We start from the raw sequence: 21,400 nt of genomic DNA, 5'->3' as shown, positions 1-21,400 counted from the left end.
GAAATTTTTTCGGGGAAATGCATGGTAGCCATTATAAGTGGAGATACGCTGGGTCTTTTCAATAGTACAAAGACCGGTATCGGTTCAGCGAGTTTTGGTCAAGGGCGTGAGTCTGTTTATGTGAACGCCTCAACCGGCAACCTGGTTTTGCGCCAACAGGATGAATTTGTAGCGGCAGCTGGCCTCGACTTGTCCATGTTGCGCACCTACAACAGCCAAGGGCAGATGGATGGTGATAACAACGACGGTTTTCGCTTCAATTTTTCCAACCAGCTGATCAACCTGATTGGCAGTCCCGGGCAGACGGGTAGCCAGGTTACCCGTATCGGTGGTGATGGCTCAGAAACAATTTACCAGTTTGATGCCCATCAACAGGCCTATGTTTCAAGTGACGGCGCCGGTGCCCACGACCAAATCATTTATGACAGTGGCAGCAATCAATGGGTCTGGCGTGAGGGCTCAAGTCGCAGTGAAGAAGTATACGGTCAGGTTAATGGCGAATGGAAAATGGTGGCCCGCGTGGATGCCGAGGGCCGGCAACTGGTTTTTGGTCATAACAGCAGCGGCTTGGTCGATAGCATCACCGATGCGGCTGGGCAGAGTTTCACCATTAGCTACAGCGGCAGTAAAGTTACCGGTGTTAGTGTTAGCACCGATGGCGCTGCTCAGCAGCGGCTGTATTACAGCTACGACAGTCAGGGGCGGCTGGACTCAGTAACCGTTGACTTAACCCCACAAGATAACAGCATTGCCGATGGCAATGTATACCGTACCGAATACACCTATGACGGCAGCAGTAATCGCGTTCACACGATTGAGCAAAGCGATGGCAGCTACATGGTGTTTATGTACGTCGATGTCGACGGCCTGGGAGATTATCGGGTCAGTGAAGTGCGCAGTGGTCGCCACTCTAACTCCGGTCTTGCAGAAGAGTTGGATGGCAGCGATCGGCGTATCACCACCTATAGCTATGACCTGGAAAATAACACCACCAAAATTACTCAAGTGGTTAACCCCGAATCCGATGCCAGCAGCTGGATTGGGCCGCAAACGGAATTGGTTTTTGATGGCGCCGGACGGGTTATCGAATTAAAAGCCCCTGCAGACCAAAATGGCGTGCGCGAGAGTACCCAGTACAGTTATGACGATGAAGGTAATTTAACCTCAAAAACTGATCACAGCGGCAATACCACGGTTTACGAATATGACAGTCGCGGCAATCAAACCCTGCTGCGCGACGGGCAGGGCAATACGCTCGAGCGGGAATACGACAGTTATAACCAGCTGATTAAGGAAACGGTCTACTTGCAACCGGACCCCGATGGCGATGGCGAGGAAATGCCAGCAGACCCCCGGGTAACCCACTATGTTTACGACGACATGCAGCGCCTGCGCTATGTGGTAGGCCACGACGGCACAGTACAAGAGACCCGCTACGACGACGCAACCGCTACCGCGCGCACTATCAGCAGTATCACCTACTTGCACCACGGCTACTTTGATCAGTTCTTGGTGGATACCTACACCCAGGCAAGCGTCAGTTACGATATTGATTTTAGTCTCAGTGCCCTGAATACCTGGGCGCAGGAAACCCAGGCGGACATACTCAGTAGCGAACTAGAGAATGCCACGCGCAGAAGCGATACCCGTTTGGACTTCCGCGGTCAGGTCTATAGCGTTACTGATTACAGTACCGTGGATGTGAATGGGGACGGCGTTCTCGATGGTACTGAATCCACCAGCTATACCGTTTATGATGCCCGTGGCCAACTGCTGCACACCGTGGACCCCCGCGGCACAGGTGCAGATTCCTCCAGTTATAAAACCAGCTATGTCTATGACGGGCTCGGTCGTTTGCTCAGTAGTACCGATGCCAAGGGTTACACCAGCACCAGTATTTACAATGACGCTCAGTCGCAGATTATCAGTACCGATGCCAATGGTTTACAGGTAACCCGCACCTACGCCACCAACGGCAGTCTGATTAGTGAGGTCTATCACGATACCCGCGACGGCCTCAGTGCTCGCGGGCAGGTCCAGTATTTCTACGATCACCTTGGGCGCATTCGGGCCACTCAGGATGCCGCCGGAGCCGTCAGCCACAGCCTTTACGATGATAAAGGGCAGATGGTGGCGGTGATCAGTGCCTCGGGCGCAATTACGGAATTCCACTACGATGCCGAGGGTCGGCAAATACAAACCACGCACTACAGCACCCCGGTGAGTGGCACCCAGCTGCAGAGCCTGCTGATTAAAAACGGCGATGCCCTGGTCGGTATTGAGGAGAGTGTCAGCCTGGAGGATTTGCGTCCGGCGGCCAATAGCAGCGCCGACCGCGCCACTTATCAATACTATGATGATGCCGACCGGGTGCGCTTCTTTGTCGATGCAGAGGGCTACCTGAGTGAAACCCTGTACACCGCCCAGGGCGAGGTGCTGAGCAGCACCCGATATAATCTTTATATTGAAGACCCCGCTGCAGAAACGACGGATTCGCTAGAGGCAAAATATGCCTCCAACGATGCCAGCCTCACGGTTGCCAGTAATAGTGCCACCCACTGGGTGGAGCCGGTACAGAGTTATGCCCAGGCGGATAGCCCTGGGTTTAACCAGCGCGATACCGCCAGCTACAGTGGCAGTGTCGATCTGGATAGCAGTCCCAGCACGCGCACCGCCCGTAACGATTACACGTTGTACGGCACTGTTTACCAGCGAGTGGAAAATACCCAGACAGAATCGGTCAGTGGCAGCGCAATTACCACCGCCTATACCCGTGCACCGGTACAGCCCTATACCTATGCCAGCAGCGCGATTGTGGCCGAGGAATATACGGCTATTGATAATCGCACTATTTATGTGGGAAATAACCATACAAGCCGCGCGGCTGAACCCCCGACCGGGATGGCTTTTTCCAGCACTGCGGTGCGCAATGTCGACGGCGCAGAGACACAAAGCAAAAATGTGACGGTCTATCCTCAAAGCAGTGCAGTTGAGTCCACATCGAGTAGCACCAAATTAACTGCGGGAACTTTTTCAAGTGCATCGGGGACACCAGATTCATTCAATCAGAGATTTGAGGGGTTTCGGGTACAGGTTAATATTGTCCGTACCGATGGTAGTTTACCCTCAGGTTTTGATTCTTCATTTGAATACCTTACCTCTAGCAATGACCTTAGTTTTGACGGTGATATCGACTTAACCAAGTATTATGGCGACAATCTACCGGCGGGAAATTATGAAGTAACTGTTACTCTTCATGAAAAGCGTTATACATGGGCTCGTGGTGGTGGTGGTACTGATATTGCGAATACTTCAATCCCAGCTGGGTACAGTTATATCCCTAAATATGAAAATGTAAAAAAAACATTTAATGTTGGCACCCGCATCAAATGGGATGACCCCGATACAGGAAGAGGGGAAACTACTAAATTCTATTATCGGGTCGGCAGTGGCTCCTGGGTAAGCAAAAGTATCTCTGCTAGCGGCAACAGCAATACCGTTGTAATGGATGATCCCCCCAGCGGCAGTCTTGCATATAAAGTACAGTATTACTCGGGGAGCACACTTAAACAGGAAGGTACTAATACCTTTACCGCTGTAGGTGGCTCCGATCAGGTAAAATCGACCAGTTTTAATGCTAAGCCGGAATCTGTATCCAATTCTTCAGCGTTAACAGGCTATTCGACCAGGACAGACATTAAGCAAATAAAAGCAGTGTCTGTGAACAATGTAACGGGTGCTAAATATACGACCTATACCTACCCACAGGATATGTCGTCGTGGAACGGTAGGGTAAACCTACGTATTGGTAATAAACTCCCCGATGGGGTTTATACGGTGACGCTGACAATCACCAAAACCAACAATTCAAGCTATACCGACTCATTAACTTACGAACAGGGCAATCAGCACTTTTATGATCCCACCATTATAAAATGGAGTCAGGATGCTCAGCCCGACGGCACCGCAGTATTGTTTAAGTACCGCCCTCAAGGAAGCAGTGGGAGCTGGACAGATATATCTCCAGTTGGTAGTGATGGATATCATAAAGCGACTCTGGATGTGCTGGAAAATGGTTACTATGACTTTATTATTGAGTATCGCGATGAAGGGCAGGTCATTAAATCTACCGATGGCTCTTTTAGAGTTAATAAGAGTGGTACCTCCGATGATAATACTAGTTTTAGTACCTCGTTTGAATCTGATGCCATTCGCTATATAAGCGTAGAGAATTCCTCAAGTATTACTGGTTATTTTAGTCGTGCCCAGGCCGCGATAATTTCTCGTGCTGAAGTGAGAGTCCGGGATATGGATACCGGCAGTTTGGTGGCAACAAGCACGAGCTTTCCCGCTGACTACCTGAGTTGGTTGGATGCAAATGGCAGCAGTTATAACGGTAATCTTAATTTAGCCGATGGAGATGAACTGGCCACTGGTCGCTATGAAGTAGAGGTCACCACTTATGATTTGAGTGGTGACGAAATCGACACGAATACTTTTGACTACGAGATAGGGGATCAAACTGAGTATCACCCCACCGAATTCCGCTGGCCCGCGAGTTCGCGCCCCGAGGGCACCAGTGTTATTTTTGAGTATGAACATAGCCCCGGTGACTGGCGCAGTGTCTTGGTCAATGACGAAGGGAGTGATTTTAAAGTCGTACTCGGCGATGTGGATGAGGGCAGTATCACTGAGGGGAGCTACCATTTCCGAATTCGATACGAGAAAGACGGACAAACAGTAAAGCAAACGATTGGCAACCCGACACTCACCGTAGATAAAGGGGTCGCGAAAACCAGTGATTTTGATTTCCAGTACACCACCGTCTCTCTACAGGAAGACACGGGGGTAGGGATTATTGGTTACCCGGTGGCAATCGGTTCCAGTCCGGCCTTGCAAAAAATCGTTGCCGAAGTGCGCGATCAAAATAACCAGTTGATCTCCAGTGCAGAGACCTGGCCCCAGTTGTATGACAGTTATAATGGCGAAGTAAATTTATCGGTCGGCAGTGACTTGCCCCCGGGCCAGGCTTATCGTGTTACCTTAACTCTGTATTACGACGATGACAGCACCGTCGACAAAGAGCCCTTTACCGTCGAGATCGGTGAGCAACCGGCCCAAGACCGGGTGATACACTGGTCTGATCCCAATCTGAGTTCCCACAGCTACTCCTGTCATACCTTTAACAGTGAGGATAGTTTTAATATCAATCACTGGAGTGTCTATGACGCTAGTCCCGCAGGGGCGACTGTTACACAAGTTTATGATTCGCAGTTGCAGCGTTCGGTGGTGGAGGTATCCGGCACTGGTATAGCTAATGGATTTAAACTGGGAATAAATGAAGCCGGGGATTCCTGGAATATTACCGATGGCAGCGTAGCTCGCACTGAAGTTCAATACTCGGGTGAGGGAGGTTTTATCCTTTACTATGAATTGACCAGTAGCCTTGCCAGCAGTGGAATAGCTTATGCGACGTACAGCTCTGAAGTGACAGAGCCCAACGTTTGGGTTGCCGGCTCTGGAACGATCTATTACCAATTTCCGCTAGAGGCCCAGTACAGGGATGGGAACTGGCATACCTTTGAGCGGGATATTGTTGCGGATGTTGCCTCCCTGGATTCGAACGAGCAGATACAGAGTATTGACCACCTTCTTGTACGCGGCAGTGGCCGCATCGGCACTGTAGAAATTGACTCGGTTTTTTCCGCTCAGTCAGGTGGGCTCAATATTCCTCGCCATGTATTGAATAGCGGTGAAAACCTGGATGTTAATAGCTGGGAGATTTACGACAGCACTCCAGCCGGTGCAACCATTGATCGGGTTTACGATGAGTTCTTGCAGCGGGATGTCGTCGCTTTCTCCGGTACGGGGACAAGTAATGGGTTTAAGTTACATAAAAATGCCGCGCACGAAGCATGGAATATTAGTGACAGCGCTCAGGCCCGTATTGAAGTTAACTTGCAGGGGGATACTTACTTATATTTTTGGATTGAGACTTCGGAGGGGGGTGCCTACTTAAAATATAACCCCTTTATCTCCAGTCCTTTTACTGAAGTTTCTGAGTCGGGGACTATTTATTATAACCTCCCTCTAGACAGCCAATACCTGGATGGCAACTGGCATGCTTTCGAGCGTGACTTGCGCCAGGATCTCGCTACTTTGGCCCCGGATGTTGAGTTGTTAGAGGTCGATCGTTTCCTGGTGCGCGGCAGTGGCCGTATCGGTGCGATTACCCTCGGTGAAGCCGATGAAGTCACCTACCTGGAGTACCGCCGGGTTGGGGGGAGTGATGTTGTACGTCACTCTTATAACAACGGCGATAACCTAGATATGAAACAGTGGCGGGTTTCTGACTCTAGCCCGGCGGGAGCCACCGTGACGGAGGTGTACGACACCCAGTTACAGCGCAAGGTGGTGGAGACTTCCGGTGATAGTGCCAATAATGCCTTTTCGCTCAGTAAAAATGCCGATAGGGATTCTTGGGATATTGCCGATGGGGTCAATGCCAGCGTTGAGATGCAATATGCTGGTGAAGGTGAATATCGAATTTACTACAAGCTGGACAGCAGTAAGGCCGCCAGCGGTATCGCCTATGCCAAGTACGATTCAGAAGCCACAGAACCCTATATTCAAGTGGTTTCCGGCTATATTTATTATACCTTCCCCCTTGATGATAAATACCTGGATGGCAACTGGCACACCTTCGAGCGGGATATCCTCGCCGATATTGCCTATTTGGACCCCACTGAAGAAATACAGGCTTTCCACGAATTTACTCTGCGTGGCAACGGCCGTATCGGCACCGTAGAAATTACGACCGATACCCCTGTCAGTGGCGAAAATCCCTGGCAGCGGGTGGCCGTGCAGCAAAACGGAGACCACTTCAGCGCTAACCTGGGGAATGATCTCAGCGGCGATTACGAGTATCGGGTTGTCACTTACCGGGATGGTGTTACCGACTATGTCGGTTACACCTACAACAGCGCCGACAACCTCAATCTGGACCACTGGGATATTTACAGTAATAGTTCGGAAACGGCGGCGCTCGGTACGGTTTACGACAGCTATTTACAGCGGGAGGTGGTCGAGATTTCCGCTCAGGGAATCGATGATGGCTTCAGGCTCTATAGCAACACCCTTGACCAGGGTTTTGGGGTTACTGATGCCAGTACGGTGAGTGCCCAGATCAACCTGAGTGCTCCCGCCGTACTTTACTACCGCATAGAGACCTCAGCGGGCTCCGCCTATGTCGAGTATCGCTCGGATATTTCCGCTCCCGAAATGGGGGTTAGCGGCGGCATAACCTATTATAAGCTTCCCCTGGGGGCGGAGTACCTAGACGGCAACTGGCATACCTTTGAGCGGGATATCCGCGCGGATATCGCGCAGTTGGATGCAGGTGTTGAGCTGGAGTCTGTGGATGCTTTCCTGGTGCGCGGCAGCGGCCGTATCGGCACCATTGAGATTGGTACTAATCGCCTGGACAGCAATCGCTACGGAGACAACGATCGCCTGCTGCGCAGTTTGTCTGGGACTTTCGCCGCCAACGACAGCGGTATTACCCCGGCCACCTGGGAAATGCCCACCTACCACCGCAGCACTGCGGAGGGCTATGCCGTTGAGGGCTACCTGAGTGCCGAGGAGGCGGCGGCGATCGCCTATATGGAAGCGGTGGTGATCGACAATGCCACCGGCACGGCCATCGGCGCCCCCGTGCAAACCTGGATCGATCCCGCCACCCTGCGCGATGGCTCCTTTGCCGGCCGCCTCAACCTGCTGATGGGCGCCACGCTGCCCGACGGCGATTACACCGTGCAGGTGACCCGTTACTACAACGATGGCACCAGCCTGGTGGATGACCCCTTCCAACAGCAGGTGGGGCGGCAGCTGCAAATGGTGGAAAACCCCCGTCTAACCCTGGCCCTGGACCCGTCCTACAGCGCCAGTGGGATGGAGCTATCCATTCGCTCACTGCCCGAGGGTGAGTGGGTCACTCTGCCGGTGGATGCAGAAAATGGCACGGTGGAGCTGGACAAGGACTTTTATGGCAGCGGTGTCTACGAATACCGCCTGTCTTACACCCTGGATGTGGATGGTGTTGCTGTGAGCAAGAGCGGCGAGGGCCGCTTTACCCTCGCTCCCGGCGACAGCTATACCCAATATCTCAGCGCCACGGCCAGTGGAGTGGACCTGGCCGATGCCCGTATCAGCCGCACTTTTTACGATGAGGCGGGACGGGTCAGCGGCACACTGGACCAGGAGGGCTATCTCACTGAGTATCGCTACAATCGCGCAGGCCAGCTGGTGGCAACCACCCGCTATGCCAACCGGGTGGCCAGCTATAGCGAGAGCGCACACTGGCTGAACAGCGGTACCCTGAAGACCCTGCGCCCGGTGGTGGACGCGCAGAATGACCGCACCAGCTACTGGATTTACGACGCCCAGGGTCGCGAAGTTGCCGAGATTGATGCAGAGGGTTACCTCTCCGAGCACCAGTACGATGTCGCCGGCAACCGGGTTAAAACCATTCGTTACGCCAGCGCACTCAACGGCCTCGACAACGCACTCGATGCGGTGAACGGCGATGCTTCGCGCCTCACCCTCAAGGGCCTCAATTTTATCCAACACCGTTTTAACGAAGACAATTTGGATCTGGGTAGTTGGGATATCTACGCCCAGAACTCCGGCAGTGCCACGATAGAGAAGGTGTACGATATTCGTATGCAGCGGGAAGTGGTGGAGCTTTCCGGTTCGGGCACTAACGACGGCTTCAAACTGTATAAGAACGCGGCGCACGAGCAGTGGAATATCGAGGGTAGTGCCAGTGTGCGTCTCGAGATGAACCTCAGTGCCCCCAGCCGGATCTTCTTTTCGGTGGAGACCTCGAAGGGTTATGCCTTTATCGAGTACAGCTCGCAGGTGACCAGCCCGGGGATCTATTACTCCTCCTCGGGAACTCCCTACTACCAGTTCCCCCTGGATGCCAGCTACCTGGATGGCAACTGGCACGCCTTCGAGCGAGATTTACAGGCGGATCTGGCCTCCCTGGACCCGGATGTGGAGCTGCTCAATATCGGCGTGTTCCTGGTGCGCGGCAGCGGTCGTATCGGCACCCTGGAAGTTACCACCGAGACCACTGGGCGCCTGGTCAGCAGTGATGACGACCAGGTGAGCGAGTGGCGCTACGACAGCCGCAACCAGGTGACCCACAGCACCGACGTCTACGGCAATACCAGTCACTTCACCTATACCGCCGACGGCCAGCTGCAGAGCAGCCGCAGTGGTCTCGCGATAACTTCCGGCTCGATCCTGGATAATTACCTGGACAACTACCAGGGCGATGCGACCTTTAGCGCCAATGACAGCGCCGCTCGCGACGCCCACTGGGAGTACGATGTACACGGACGGGTGACCGGTGAGTGGGATCACCTGGGGCGGCAGGTCAAAGGGTACAGCTACGATGCCGCCGGGCGGCGCTTGTCCAGTACCGATGCCAACGGTTACACCACCTATTATGCCTACACCGAAGACGGGCAACTGAAATATACCATTGCGCCGGTGTTCAAACCGGGCTCGGAGACCCTGGAGTGGCAGGTCAGCCAGCTGGCTTACAGTGTGTTTGGCGAGCTGACCCGCAGCCGTCAGTACGCCAATCGCCTCAGCGACAGCCTGCTGCACAGCTTGAACCTGAATGGCAATGCAGCGCAGTTGGACAGCTTGGTTGAGGGACTCGCCAGTGATGGGGACACCGTCACCAGCAGCGAGTACAACCAGCGCGGCCTGCTGATGAGCAGCACAGACGGCGAGGGTTTTACCAGCACCTCTACCTACAACGCCTTCGGCGAGCGCACCCACCTCAGCCAGGCCATCGACCGGGCCAACAGCCGCTTTGCGCAGACGGACTTCAGTTATAGCCGCCGCGGTGAAGTGCTGACCAGTAGTACGCACCTGAGTTACGGCGCCTATACGGCGGTGACCACGAGCAGTGAGTACAATGCCTTCGGCCAGGTACAGGCGACTGCGGATGCGCGGGGCAACCAGCGCGCGTATTTCTATGATCGCCTGGGGCAGGTGGTCGAGGAGCGCGATGCGCTGGGGCAGAGCACCCAGCTGAGCTATGACGCCTACGGCCGCGTCCTGACCCGCACCGACGCGCTCAATCGCACCACTATTTATAGCTATGACGATGTGCGCCGTTCACAGAAAATGACCACCCCACAGGGGGTGCACACCGAAACGCTGTTTACCATTCACGGTGAAACCCTCGAGGTCTCCCTTTACGCCAATGGCAGCTGGCACCGCCAGGCGCGCTATGAGTACGACACCCAGGGCAACTTGGTCAGTACCGAGAATGGGCTGGGTGAGGCGCGTCGCAGTGAATACGACGCTGCAGGCCAGCTCACCGCCACTTTGGATGAGCGCGGCGTGCGCACCGAGATGCGTTATGACCCCCAGGGACGGGTATTGACCCGCACCGAGGATGTGGGTGGACTCAACCTCACCACGACCCAACGCTACGGCCACCGCTTTGAAGAGACGGTGGATGCCAGTGGCAGCGTGACTCGCACGGAATTCGATCACAACGGCCGCGTGGTGCGGGTGATCGTGGATGCCAGCAGCGATAACTCGGGCCTCAACCTGCTCACTGAGTTTGACTACGACGGCCAGGGCAACCTGCTGCAGATGCGCGAGGGTTATCTCAGTGGCGGCGTGGCGGGCACCGCCAGTTACACCCGCACCCGAGTGTACAGTTACGACGAACTGGGACGGGTGCAAAGTGAAACGGTCGACCCGGATGGGCTGGCCATCGCAACTCACTACCAGTACGACCGGGATGGCAATCGCACCGCCGTGACCAATGCCCTCGGCCATACCAGCTATACGGTATACGACGCCGAAGGCCGCGCGGTATACACCCTCTCCGCCAGTGGCAACCCGGACAACCCGCAGTACACCCTGGTTCAGAGCCAGTACAACGCGGCCGGCGAATTGGTTGGCAAGGTGCAGTACGGCGCGTTCCTAGACAGCGCAGACCTGCCGGCGAATATCGCCAGTGGCGCCGCCCCCGAGGCGATTGCCGCACTGCTCGACAGTGGCGTGGCCCAGCGCAGCACCCGCTATATCTACAATGGCGACGGCCAGCTCACCTACACCATTGACTCACTGGGTCAGGTGAGCGAGACCCGCTACGATGTTGCCGGGCGCGTCAGTGCGGAGATCCGCTATGCGCACAAAATCAATCCGTCTACCGAGAGTGTCGACGACCTGGTGCGCGATACCAGCCTGGATCGGGAGACCCGCTACCAATACGACGCCGCCGGTCGCCAGACCCACCGCTTGCAGGTCTTTGAGCGGGATGGGGCCCAGTACGCTTATGTGACCGAGACCCTGTACACCGCCCGTGGGGAAGTGGCCGGAGAGATCACCTACGCCCGGGCCATTGCCCTGGCCAGTGAGACCACCGCAGACCTGGACCCCAATGCCGCCAACAATCGCCGCAGCCTCTTTATTTACGATGCCAGCGGGCGCCGCACCCACAGTGTCGACAGCCTCGGTTATGTGACCGAGACTCGCTATAGCGACAGCGATAACCGCGAGACGGTTATCCGCTATGCCAACCGAATTAGCGTACCCGCTGTCGCCGATTGGGGTAGCTTGCGCGCTGGAGACCTGTCTATTGGTAGCAGCAGCGCCACCGACCAAGTGTTCGTTACCCAGTACGACAGCGCTGGACGCAAAACCAGCATCACTGAGCAAGTTTGGAATGGCAGCGGACTCAGCAGCTTTACCGAGTACTACGGCTACGACGCTCTGGGCAACCGCACTGAGATCACCGATCAGCTCGGCTACAAGTCCTACCTCAGCTACGATGCCGCCGGTCGACTGACCCATCAACTGGTACCGCGCAATGGCTCACAGGGCTATCTGTCCACCTGGAACTACGACGCCCTGGGCCAGGTGCTGACCGAGACCCATTACAGCCAGGCGATCCCGCTGAATAGCGAACCCAGTAGTATCGATACCGGTGCCCTGGCACACGCCCAGGATCGCTCGACCCGCTACACCTATTCGGCCCGTGGTGAAGTGGTCCTCACCATTGACAGCGCCGATGTGATTACTGAACAGCGCTACACCGCCTTCGGTGAAACCTGGCTCACGATCGAGGCCAAGGGGCTGCCCGAGCAGCGGGTGACCTACCGCGGCTTCGACGCCCTGGGGCGGCTGGTAGAGGAGACTGCGGGTCTGCCGGACGCCGAGAGTGACACCATTGCCAATCGCGCCACCCTCGGTGAAGCTGATCTCGGTCGGCACGAGCGCATCGCCACGACCTACTTCAGCTACAACCACTTCGATGAGTTGGCGACCCTGGTCAGCCCGAGAGGCGAGATCTATGTCAGCGCCCAGGAGCACGACCAACTGGGGCGCAAAGTGGCTGAGGTGGATGCCCGCGGTGGCAGTACCCACTCGGTACTCGATGCCTTTGGCAATATCGTCGCCACCACCGACCCCAACGGCAATGTCGGCATTTTTATCTACGATGCCAACAATCGTCTCACCCACCAGGTATTGCCCAATGGCGGCGTAACGACCTATGAATACGACGCCTTTGGCCAAGCCACGGCGGTGCGCAGCTACGCCGAGAAGCTTGCTGGCGATGTGGATATTGCCGCACTGGATGCCGCCGCACTCGACGCACTGCTCAGTGGCAAACAGGATGTGGTGCGCGACCGCTATATCACCAACAGTTATGACAACCGGGGTCAGCTACTTTCGACGACGCAATACGGTTACGACTTGATTGCGTCCCAGGCAATCGCCAGTGAGACCCGCTATGAATACGACGCCGCCGGCAACCGCACTGCGGCCATCGACGCCCTCGGCGCCCGCACCGACTACCAGTTTGATGCCCAGGGGCGCATTACCCAGGAAACTGGACCGCAGTTTGCCGCAGCGCTGAGCGCCCACAGCACCGCGACAAGAGAAGTGCGCGCCATTACCGAATATGTCTACAACGCCTTTGACCGGGTGGAGATGACTCAGGGGCGCTACTGGGATGTGAGTGCCGCCAGTGAGAAAACCGATTCCCAGGGCCTGCGCACCACCGAGATGGCTTACGACCACCGCAGCCGGATGATCACCTCTATCGGACCGGAGTTTGCCGCTGCCAGCAACAGTGCATTGAGCACCCCAGACTTTGATGGCGCGATCGGCCAGGTCACCCTGCGCCAGGTTACCGAAGTGCGCTACGACGCCCTGGGCCGCCAGGTCTACGAAGGCCAGCGCGGCCTGAGTGGAGCCGCACTCAACAGCGACGGCAGTGTCTCCGGCACCCAGCACGGCCAGATCCAAGCTGTCGCCTCGGTTTACAACCGCCTGGATCAGCAGGTACTGGTTTTGGATGCCGATGGCGGCCTCACGTTTAACGTGTATACCGCCGCCGGGAACCTCACCACGGAGGTCCGCTACGACCAGCGCCTGCACATCGACGGCAGCACCTGGGACGGCAGTGCAGCCGCACTGGATCTCGACAGTGCCTCCGGGCACTGGCGCCACGATGCCCTGGCGCTACAGGATCGCGAACTTACCACCGGGCGCAGCACGCACTTCTACTACAACGCCAACAACCTGTTGGTGAGAACGGAAAGCGACGAGGGCATCTTCTTTGACCTCAACAACCTGGTCGACCCGGATTCCACCAGCGGTGACCAGGGCGAGCTGCAAGAGGGCTTCAGCCACGGCAGCACCCAGGGGTATCAGGTAAGTTACGATGCCAATGGCAACAGCATTATCCAGATCGACGGCAAAGACCAACCCAGCTTTGCCCTCTTTGATGCCGCCGGCAACCAAGTGCTGGTGGTAGACCGCCTCGGCTATGTCACTGAATCTGTTTACGATGGTCTCGGCCAAGTAATCGCGCAAACCCGCTATGCCATGGCCCTCAACTTTGATGGCCTCGGGGCCCCCGCCGACAATGAGGCGCGCCACGCCTGGCTGGAGTCTCTTTACAATGACAATCGCGATGGTTTGATTGCCAACCTCACTTCTGAGGAATATGACGAAGAGCTGCGCACCACCGAGTATGTCTACAGCGGCCGCGGCTTGCTATTGGAGGAGCGCCTCAAAGGCGAATCCTTCTCCCGTATCAGCAACTCGGGCACCGCCCTGAGTCGCAGCCAGGTAAGCAGCGATTTGGTGACCCGCTACGGCTATAACGAAACCGGCCTGCAAGACACTGCGGTGCGTTACGACGGGGATGAAAATGCCAGCGACAGCCGCACGGAGAGTGTGTCTTACAACGCCCTCGGCCAGCAGGCACAAACTCAGGGCGCGGAGTACACCGACTACAGCGGCGACCGCGTGCGCGCCACGGTGAGTTATCACTATGACCTGTATGGCAACCGCACCGCAGAGACAGTGCACAACGACGGCGACCAGGTGACCAGCCACCGCTACAACGCCCTGGGCGTGCGCACCGAGACTCGCGATGCGCGGGAGAATCGCGGCGATGCCAACTACCAAGGCACCACGGAGTTTGTCTTCGATGCCTTCGGCCATGCGGTCTACCAGACCAGCTACCAAACCGATATCGACAACCAACAGACCCAGGTGGTGACCTGGGTGCAATACGACGCCCAGGGCCGCGAGACCGCTCGAGTGAGCAGTGCCGACCAGGCCGTAGGTGGCGGTCTAGTGCAGCACGATATCGCCTACAACACCCACGGGCAGATTGTTGGCAAGGGTATCAACACCTCCAACCGCATAGGCTTCGCAGAGCACCAGTACCAGGAGTACTTTGTCTACGACGAGCTGGGTCGCCTGTTTAAAACCAACAGCGGCAATGGCACCCCGCGCATCTACTTGTATGACCAAAACGGCAACACCACGCTGGAAATCTCCGCCATCAATAACGATGGTCTGGAAGATGTCACCACCGTGCAGCAGGCGCTGAACGAGACCACCCAGAGTGAGACCCAGTGGAAATACAGCCTTTACGACCAGGAAGATCAGCTGATCACCGTAGTGGAGGCACCGCTGGATACCCCGGATGACAACCCGAACCTGGATGTGGGGTGGAATGTCGACAACGACGGCAGCGAAACCCAAAACGAGGTTAGCTATGGCGAGAGCAGTGGCAGTGTACCGACCGTAGGTGTCCGCAATCGGGAGACCACCCAATCCAGTAGTAGCTCCGTGTGGGTGGACCTGGGCAGCGGGGACATGCCGGCAAGCACCACTGTGGCTGCCAGTCATGTACTCACTTTACCTGCGGCGCGCAGTAAAACAACCGAGCGCAGCAGTATTTACTTTGTCGACGATGAGGGGCGCGGTTATACCAGCAACCCCGGCGATGCCGAGGCGGTGGACAGTGCCAACTCCTGGTTGGACAACAGTGATGAGCTTCTTTACCTGGATGAAAATGATGACAGGCTTCGTTTTGAGGAGCTGGGCCTTACTGCCGAGCAGCGGCAGGGACTTGATGAGTTACTCGGTAACGATGAGTGGCTTTTAGAGGGCAGTAGTACGCAGTCCCGCCGCGGTTATATCGAGCGGGATACTCTGGAGTACGTTACCAGCCGCCAGGTGACCCTGGATAGCGGCCGTACAATCACCGTGGAAACGGACCATATAGCGGTTATTGAACAGTTGCATGTTTTTGTACCCCTGTTCCACAACGGCGTTGAGTACGGCTGGCGCGAAGTGGTAGTGACCACCCAGAGTTATAACTACGACGTCACCAGTAATTTCCTGCAGGCCGGCGATGATGAGGCCGCTGATATCCTGGATGACGCTCAGAATAACCCCCTGGCGCTGATGCCCAGCCTGGATTGGACCCTGGCAGATAACACCCTCAGTCTCACCAGCGCGGATGTAGCCGATGTTTTTGGCAGCACCGCCAAGGTGCAGGTGCTGGCAAAGAATGCCGAGGGCGCAGTGGTAATGGATAACACCCAGTACGACTGGAGCGACGGCATGGAAATTGCCCTCGCGTCCGGGGTGCACTCGCTGTCGCTGACTTTCCTGTCCCCAGATGGCCTGGTGCTGCACGCCGTTGACCTCTACAGCAGCGGCGCGGCGACACAGGAAGGGAGCTTTGGCCTGCCGGGCGAAGGAGTGGGCCTGGAGCATTTACCGGAGGTAAATACTTTCTGGCTTTCAGCAGGTTATAAGGCGTCCAAGCAGGGCAGTGGTCAGAGTATCGATTTGAGTTATTCCGATTCGCTAGCTACCAATGAGACAACCTATGGACTGCCTCCGGGCAGCGTCGCTGCCAGTTACCCGGGGCAGGTAGAGGCTTATGGTGACGTGTCGGTTACCTATGATTCGGTGCAAAGTGTTGTTCTGGGTTCTGAGCCGACTGGCAACGGTGATCTCAGAATGTACGAAATGCAGGCTGAGATCACTTTTACGGTCTCGGGGTTGCGGGATGCGACAGGCGCTGAGCTGAATCTATCCATAGGTGGCAATTCGGCAACGGTTATCGTCACCGGTAATGGCACTTTTACGATCGCTGCCGGTTTCTACCGAGCGGTTACAGAGAGCCGGCCAAACCCTGCCATCTCCGTGTCTATGAAGACTAACGACCAGAGCTGGGGGCATTACGCCGGCGACGGTGGTGCGACTTATACCTCGCCTGAACGCGTCAAGGTCTACGCTTTGCCGCCGGGCACTGAGTCCATCACGTTTGCGGCCGATGGCGAGACGAGGAAGGTCGATGTACCTACCGGGCAGGATTGGGTTTATGTCGACACTTCAGATATGGACAACAGTGCTACCGCTCTCGACTTCGAGCTCTGGGCCTACAGCGGCAACAACCAGACCGGGACCTTGCTCAATCACGCCAAAGGCCAATTTAATAACGACAGTGGCGGCTCGGTGAGCAATATCACCAACGAGGTGCTGAAAACTGTTGACACAAATACTTATACCCGCAGTGCCAGTTCCGATGGTGACGCGAATAGCTCGGTGTTCTACTCCCAGGTGGGCATGTATAACCGCCAGGCAGTCCGCAATATCGCCTTGCAACTGACTGGTGCCGCCAATGACGAGACACTGATTGCCCACCACGCTAGTTATAACGCCTTTGGCGAAACCGTGGCCTCTATCGACAACAATGGCAATGCCACCCTGTACCAGTACGACAAGCGCGGCAATGTGGTGCAGGAGTTGAAACCAGAGGCGGATGTCTACACGGAGCAGATGACCCATTTCCGCGCCCACACCGCCACTGTGTACGGCGTTAACGCTTACGGCGAGACGGTGATGGAAAAAGTGGCTGCGCAAGCCGCCGCAGGCGCCAGCAGCGCCACCCGCACCGCTGTCGACAACTACAACATCAAGCACGAGCAGGTGAGCTTGCAGGACTATGCTGCGGGCTTGTTGGTTGCCAGCCAGGACGCGGTGGGAGACTACGATACCCAGGCCTTCGACCAGGCCGGCAACCTCAAGGGGACCAGCCAACTGGCCTACCGGGCCGGCGAGCGCGGCAGCGGTACCGGTGCGCTCTACTATCAGGTGGCCTACCACTACGACGCCAATAACCAGCTGGTGCGGATGAATCGCTTCCAGGACAGCAGCCGGGCGATCGACTACAACTACGGCGCCTCCGCCTACTACGATGAGTGGGACTACGACGAGTTTGGCAATCGCATCCGCCATCGCAACGCCCTCTACGGCGACACCCGCTATGTGCTCAATTCCAGCTTTGACAATACGGGCGATGCCAGTGCCAGCGGCACAGTTGGACAGGAGACCTATCGCTACGACGGTCTCGGCCGGGTATTGGAGTACACAAGTTACAGCGGCCAGGTGACGGATTACGCCTACGCCTGGAGTGACTATGTCACGCGCAGTGTGCTCGCCGCCAGCGGCGAGCAGGCCCAGGACGACGCCATCCAGGTGCGCCTGGGGGGCTATATCACCTCGGTGGCCAGAGCCGGTATGGGCGGTACCGTCGCGGTCAATTGGAGCCAGAGCTCCCGCGAAGACGTGATTACTGATGTCAGCGACTACTTTGGCAAAGCGGTCTGGCACGACGACTTAGGTGGTCACCGCATCGAATACTCCTATAACTATGCCGGCTGGCTGTCGCGTCAGACAGGCAATACCGGTATGAGCGGCGACGCCCTGTGGGAGGACCGGAACAGCCAGGATATTCGCTACACCTATTACCACAACGGCAACCTGTTCCGCACCTTCGACTACGGCAACAACGGCCTGGTCGATGGGGACCAGGCCGCAGTCGGGGATACGGTGGCGCCGGCGGTGACCGAGTATCGCTATGACAAGGCGGGCAACCGCACCGGTGAGCTCTATTACCGCTCTAACGACTTGTATAACAACAACGGACGCGTGGTGTATCAGCACAGCAACGCTGAATACGATGAGCAGGGCCGTATTGTCAGCATTGAGGGCTATGACGAATACGGAAATGCCTACCAGATCGACTACACCTTCGATGCCTTTAGTAATCGCCGCAGTGTCAGCAGTGTTTACAACGGCCGCTATGTGGATAACTTAGACGGCACTATCGAAGGGGAAACCCAATCGTTCTATTACACCTACGACAAGAACAACCGCTTTACCCTGACCCTGGGCGAATTCCAGGACGGCCAGATAGTGATGGGAGAGAGTGGAACCGCGATCAGTTACAACGGCCTGGATCAGCGTTATCAAGCTGTGCGCGCCAGTGATGGCAGCATTCGCGAGCAGTACGCCTACGATGCCAATGGCCGTGTCACCACCGTACATATCGACCAGGGCAGCGGCTTTGTCTTGCGCGCCCAACGAGTCAATAACCATGCAGGGCAGGTGACCGCCTCTTACGAGTATGACTCGGATGGCACCCTGTTTAGTGTGACCGAGAATCATCACAATGCCGATGGCACCCTACTGGGTTACCAGACGACCCGCTATGACGACAGCGGTCGGGCGACCGATGAGGTTACGCGGATGCGCAACACCTTCCTCGGTGATGGCGCAACAGTGGATACCTCGATTACCAGGGCATACCCCGAAGGCGGTGCGGCGCCCACGGTCACCACCTTGCACAACAGTTACGAGAAGTGGGACACCTACAAAACTAAATCGGTAGTGATCAACGCCGATAACGCTGATCTCACCCCGGAGCAGCGCGCCCAGTGGGAGAGCGGTGAGGCCTACTACACCTATGACAGCAACGGACATATACGCCGGGTCTACGATGTGGCCAATGAAAGTGCCAGGGCTTACGTAACCGATAAAGAGGGCCGCACTCTGGTGCGCGAAGAGATTCGCGATAGCGGGGAAACTACACTCGGTCGCGAGATGCGTCACTTCTATTACTTCAATGGCCACGCCGTGGGCGATGTGGGTAATGACCGGGTACCGAGCCGCTACGACTATGTGAAAGCGCTGGCGGAAACTGACGGTAGCGGCAACCGCCACCTAAACGACAACGGCGACCATGTACAGGCGGTGCAATCGGCAGACTTTGACCAGAACTTCCAGCCGATCAACCCCAGTTACCCGGCCGCCAGCTATACCAGTTACGAGGCCCAGGGCGGTGAAAGCCTGCAAACTATTGCGGCCACGATCTGGGGAGACTCCAGCCTGTGGTACCTGCTGGCGGATGCCAACGGTCTGCGTGGGGATGAAGTACTGACCCGGGGGCAGCGCCTGGAACTGCCCAATGTAGTCACCAATATCCATAACAATGCCGATACCTTCCGTCCTGTAGACGGCAGCCTACAGCTGGGCGATATCAGCCCAACCCTGCCAGATGTACCGCCACCACCACCGGTTGATTCCGATGGTTGTGGTTTGGCCCAGGTAATTGTGCTGGCAGTTGCTGTGGTGGCCTCGATGTATCTGGGGCCAGCTGTCTATGGAGTGGTATCGGGTGCACTTACAGCAGGTATAGGTGCTGGCGCTGCCGGAGCGATGGGTGCCTTTGCCGCCGGAGCTGCAGTCGCCACTACCAACCAATTGGCCAACATGGCTGTTGGTTTACAGAGTGGCTTCGATTGGAGTGGAGTTGCCAAAGCGGGTATTACCAGTATGGCTACATATGGAGCGATGGAAGGGCTGGAAACATTAGCAAAAAACAGCCAAACAATTGGAAAAACGGCAGCATATCTAAACAATAACCCTGCAGGAGAAGCATTAACAATCAACACCATTGAGCAAGGCATAAATATCACTTTTGGAGACCAAAATACATTTGACTGGGGATTACTGGCCAAGAACTACCTAACTGCCGGATTTACACAGCGATATGCATATCACGAGACATATGAGCAGCGTACATACTCACTTCCAAAGTCGAGTAGTGACGGCAATACAGGTAAGCGCTTATTTAATCTCAAGCAAATATTTAATAAGACATATGATGCAACTATCAACGAAGCAATCGAGAGCCTGATCTGGGAGAGGGATTTTGAGTTTGCCAATGTTGCCACTAAGGCGCTAATGACGCATGTTCAGACGGCATTCACCACTCAGGGTGAACCTAGTAGAGAGGTAGAAAACCTGCAGCTAACGGAAGAACATATGATAGCTGTGGAATTGGCTGCAGGCTCCTATGAAGATAATGATAAACCATTTACTGGTGCGCGAGGAGCAGAGGTATGGGGCGAAAAAGAACAAAAAGAATTCCTTGCTAAGTTTAGTGAAGAAGAGCTGGATGGGATTGTTGCAGGAACGGGTGGACCCAATACCCTTGGTCCCACTTTAACCAGTGAAAAAGCGCCTCAAGTGGCAGTAGATGTCTATTACCACAAAGAACGAAATCAACACTATGTCAACTATCAAGGGTCAAATGACTGGGTAGACTGGCTTATTGATAACCCATTGCAAGGCTTCGGGTTTAAGAGCCCGCAGTACGAAACGGCAATAAATTTAGTAAGGCTGCTGGATAAGGGCATTGATGGCGAAATTATTTATATTGGACATTCATTGGGGGGCGGCCTACAGGCATCGGGGTTAATAGCTACTCAAAGTAAAAATAAAGGAATTATGTTTAACGCAGCTGGGGTACACCCGAATACAGTTGATCGACGCACTCCTCGCGAAGGGCAGATCACCCACTTCACAAGCTCTTGGGATGTTTTACAACCGGTTAATAAATTCCTTACACCAGTGGATGTATTTGGGGATCAAATTTCAATCGGCAAAGCTGGTATTCACTCCGCAGAAGATATGATGATAAAAATGAAAACTTTATGGGCCGAACAATTGCAAAAAGGTATGAAATAATATTGCAAAACTGTAATAGACAGTAGCTCGATAAGAGGTCAGTGTAACAGTGCCGAAAAAGTTGAAAGTAAAAACCCTATAAAATAAAAGAAGGAAAGTCAGTAAAGTAAATGGCCGATCCAAATTTGGTAGGCGAGATCGGATAGGGGGCTCGCTTACCAAATGG

Annotated in this window: 1 protein-coding gene; it reads left to right on the top strand. The window is 55.5% G+C overall.

Annotated features, from left to right (window positions below; translation table 11 throughout):
* Positions 1–21 precede the first annotated feature (21 nt).
* Complete coding sequence (locus ACJJIQ_RS14590) at positions 22–21,234, top strand: hypothetical protein (protein WP_445362293.1); 21,213 nt, start codon at positions 22–24, stop codon at positions 21,232–21,234.
* Positions 21,235–21,400 lie beyond the last annotated feature (166 nt).

Source organism: Microbulbifer maximicatervae (SeqCode) (assembly GCF_052468295.1).
The sequence above is the reverse complement of the archived record's forward strand: the minus strand, read 5'-3'. Positions and strand labels throughout refer to the sequence as shown.

Bases quoted from the DNA above. Each gene is read 5' to 3' on its own strand.
- ACJJIQ_RS14590 (WP_445362293.1), top strand. From the start codon at position 22: ATGGTAGCCATTATAAGTGGAGATACGCTGGGTCTTTTCAATAGTACA.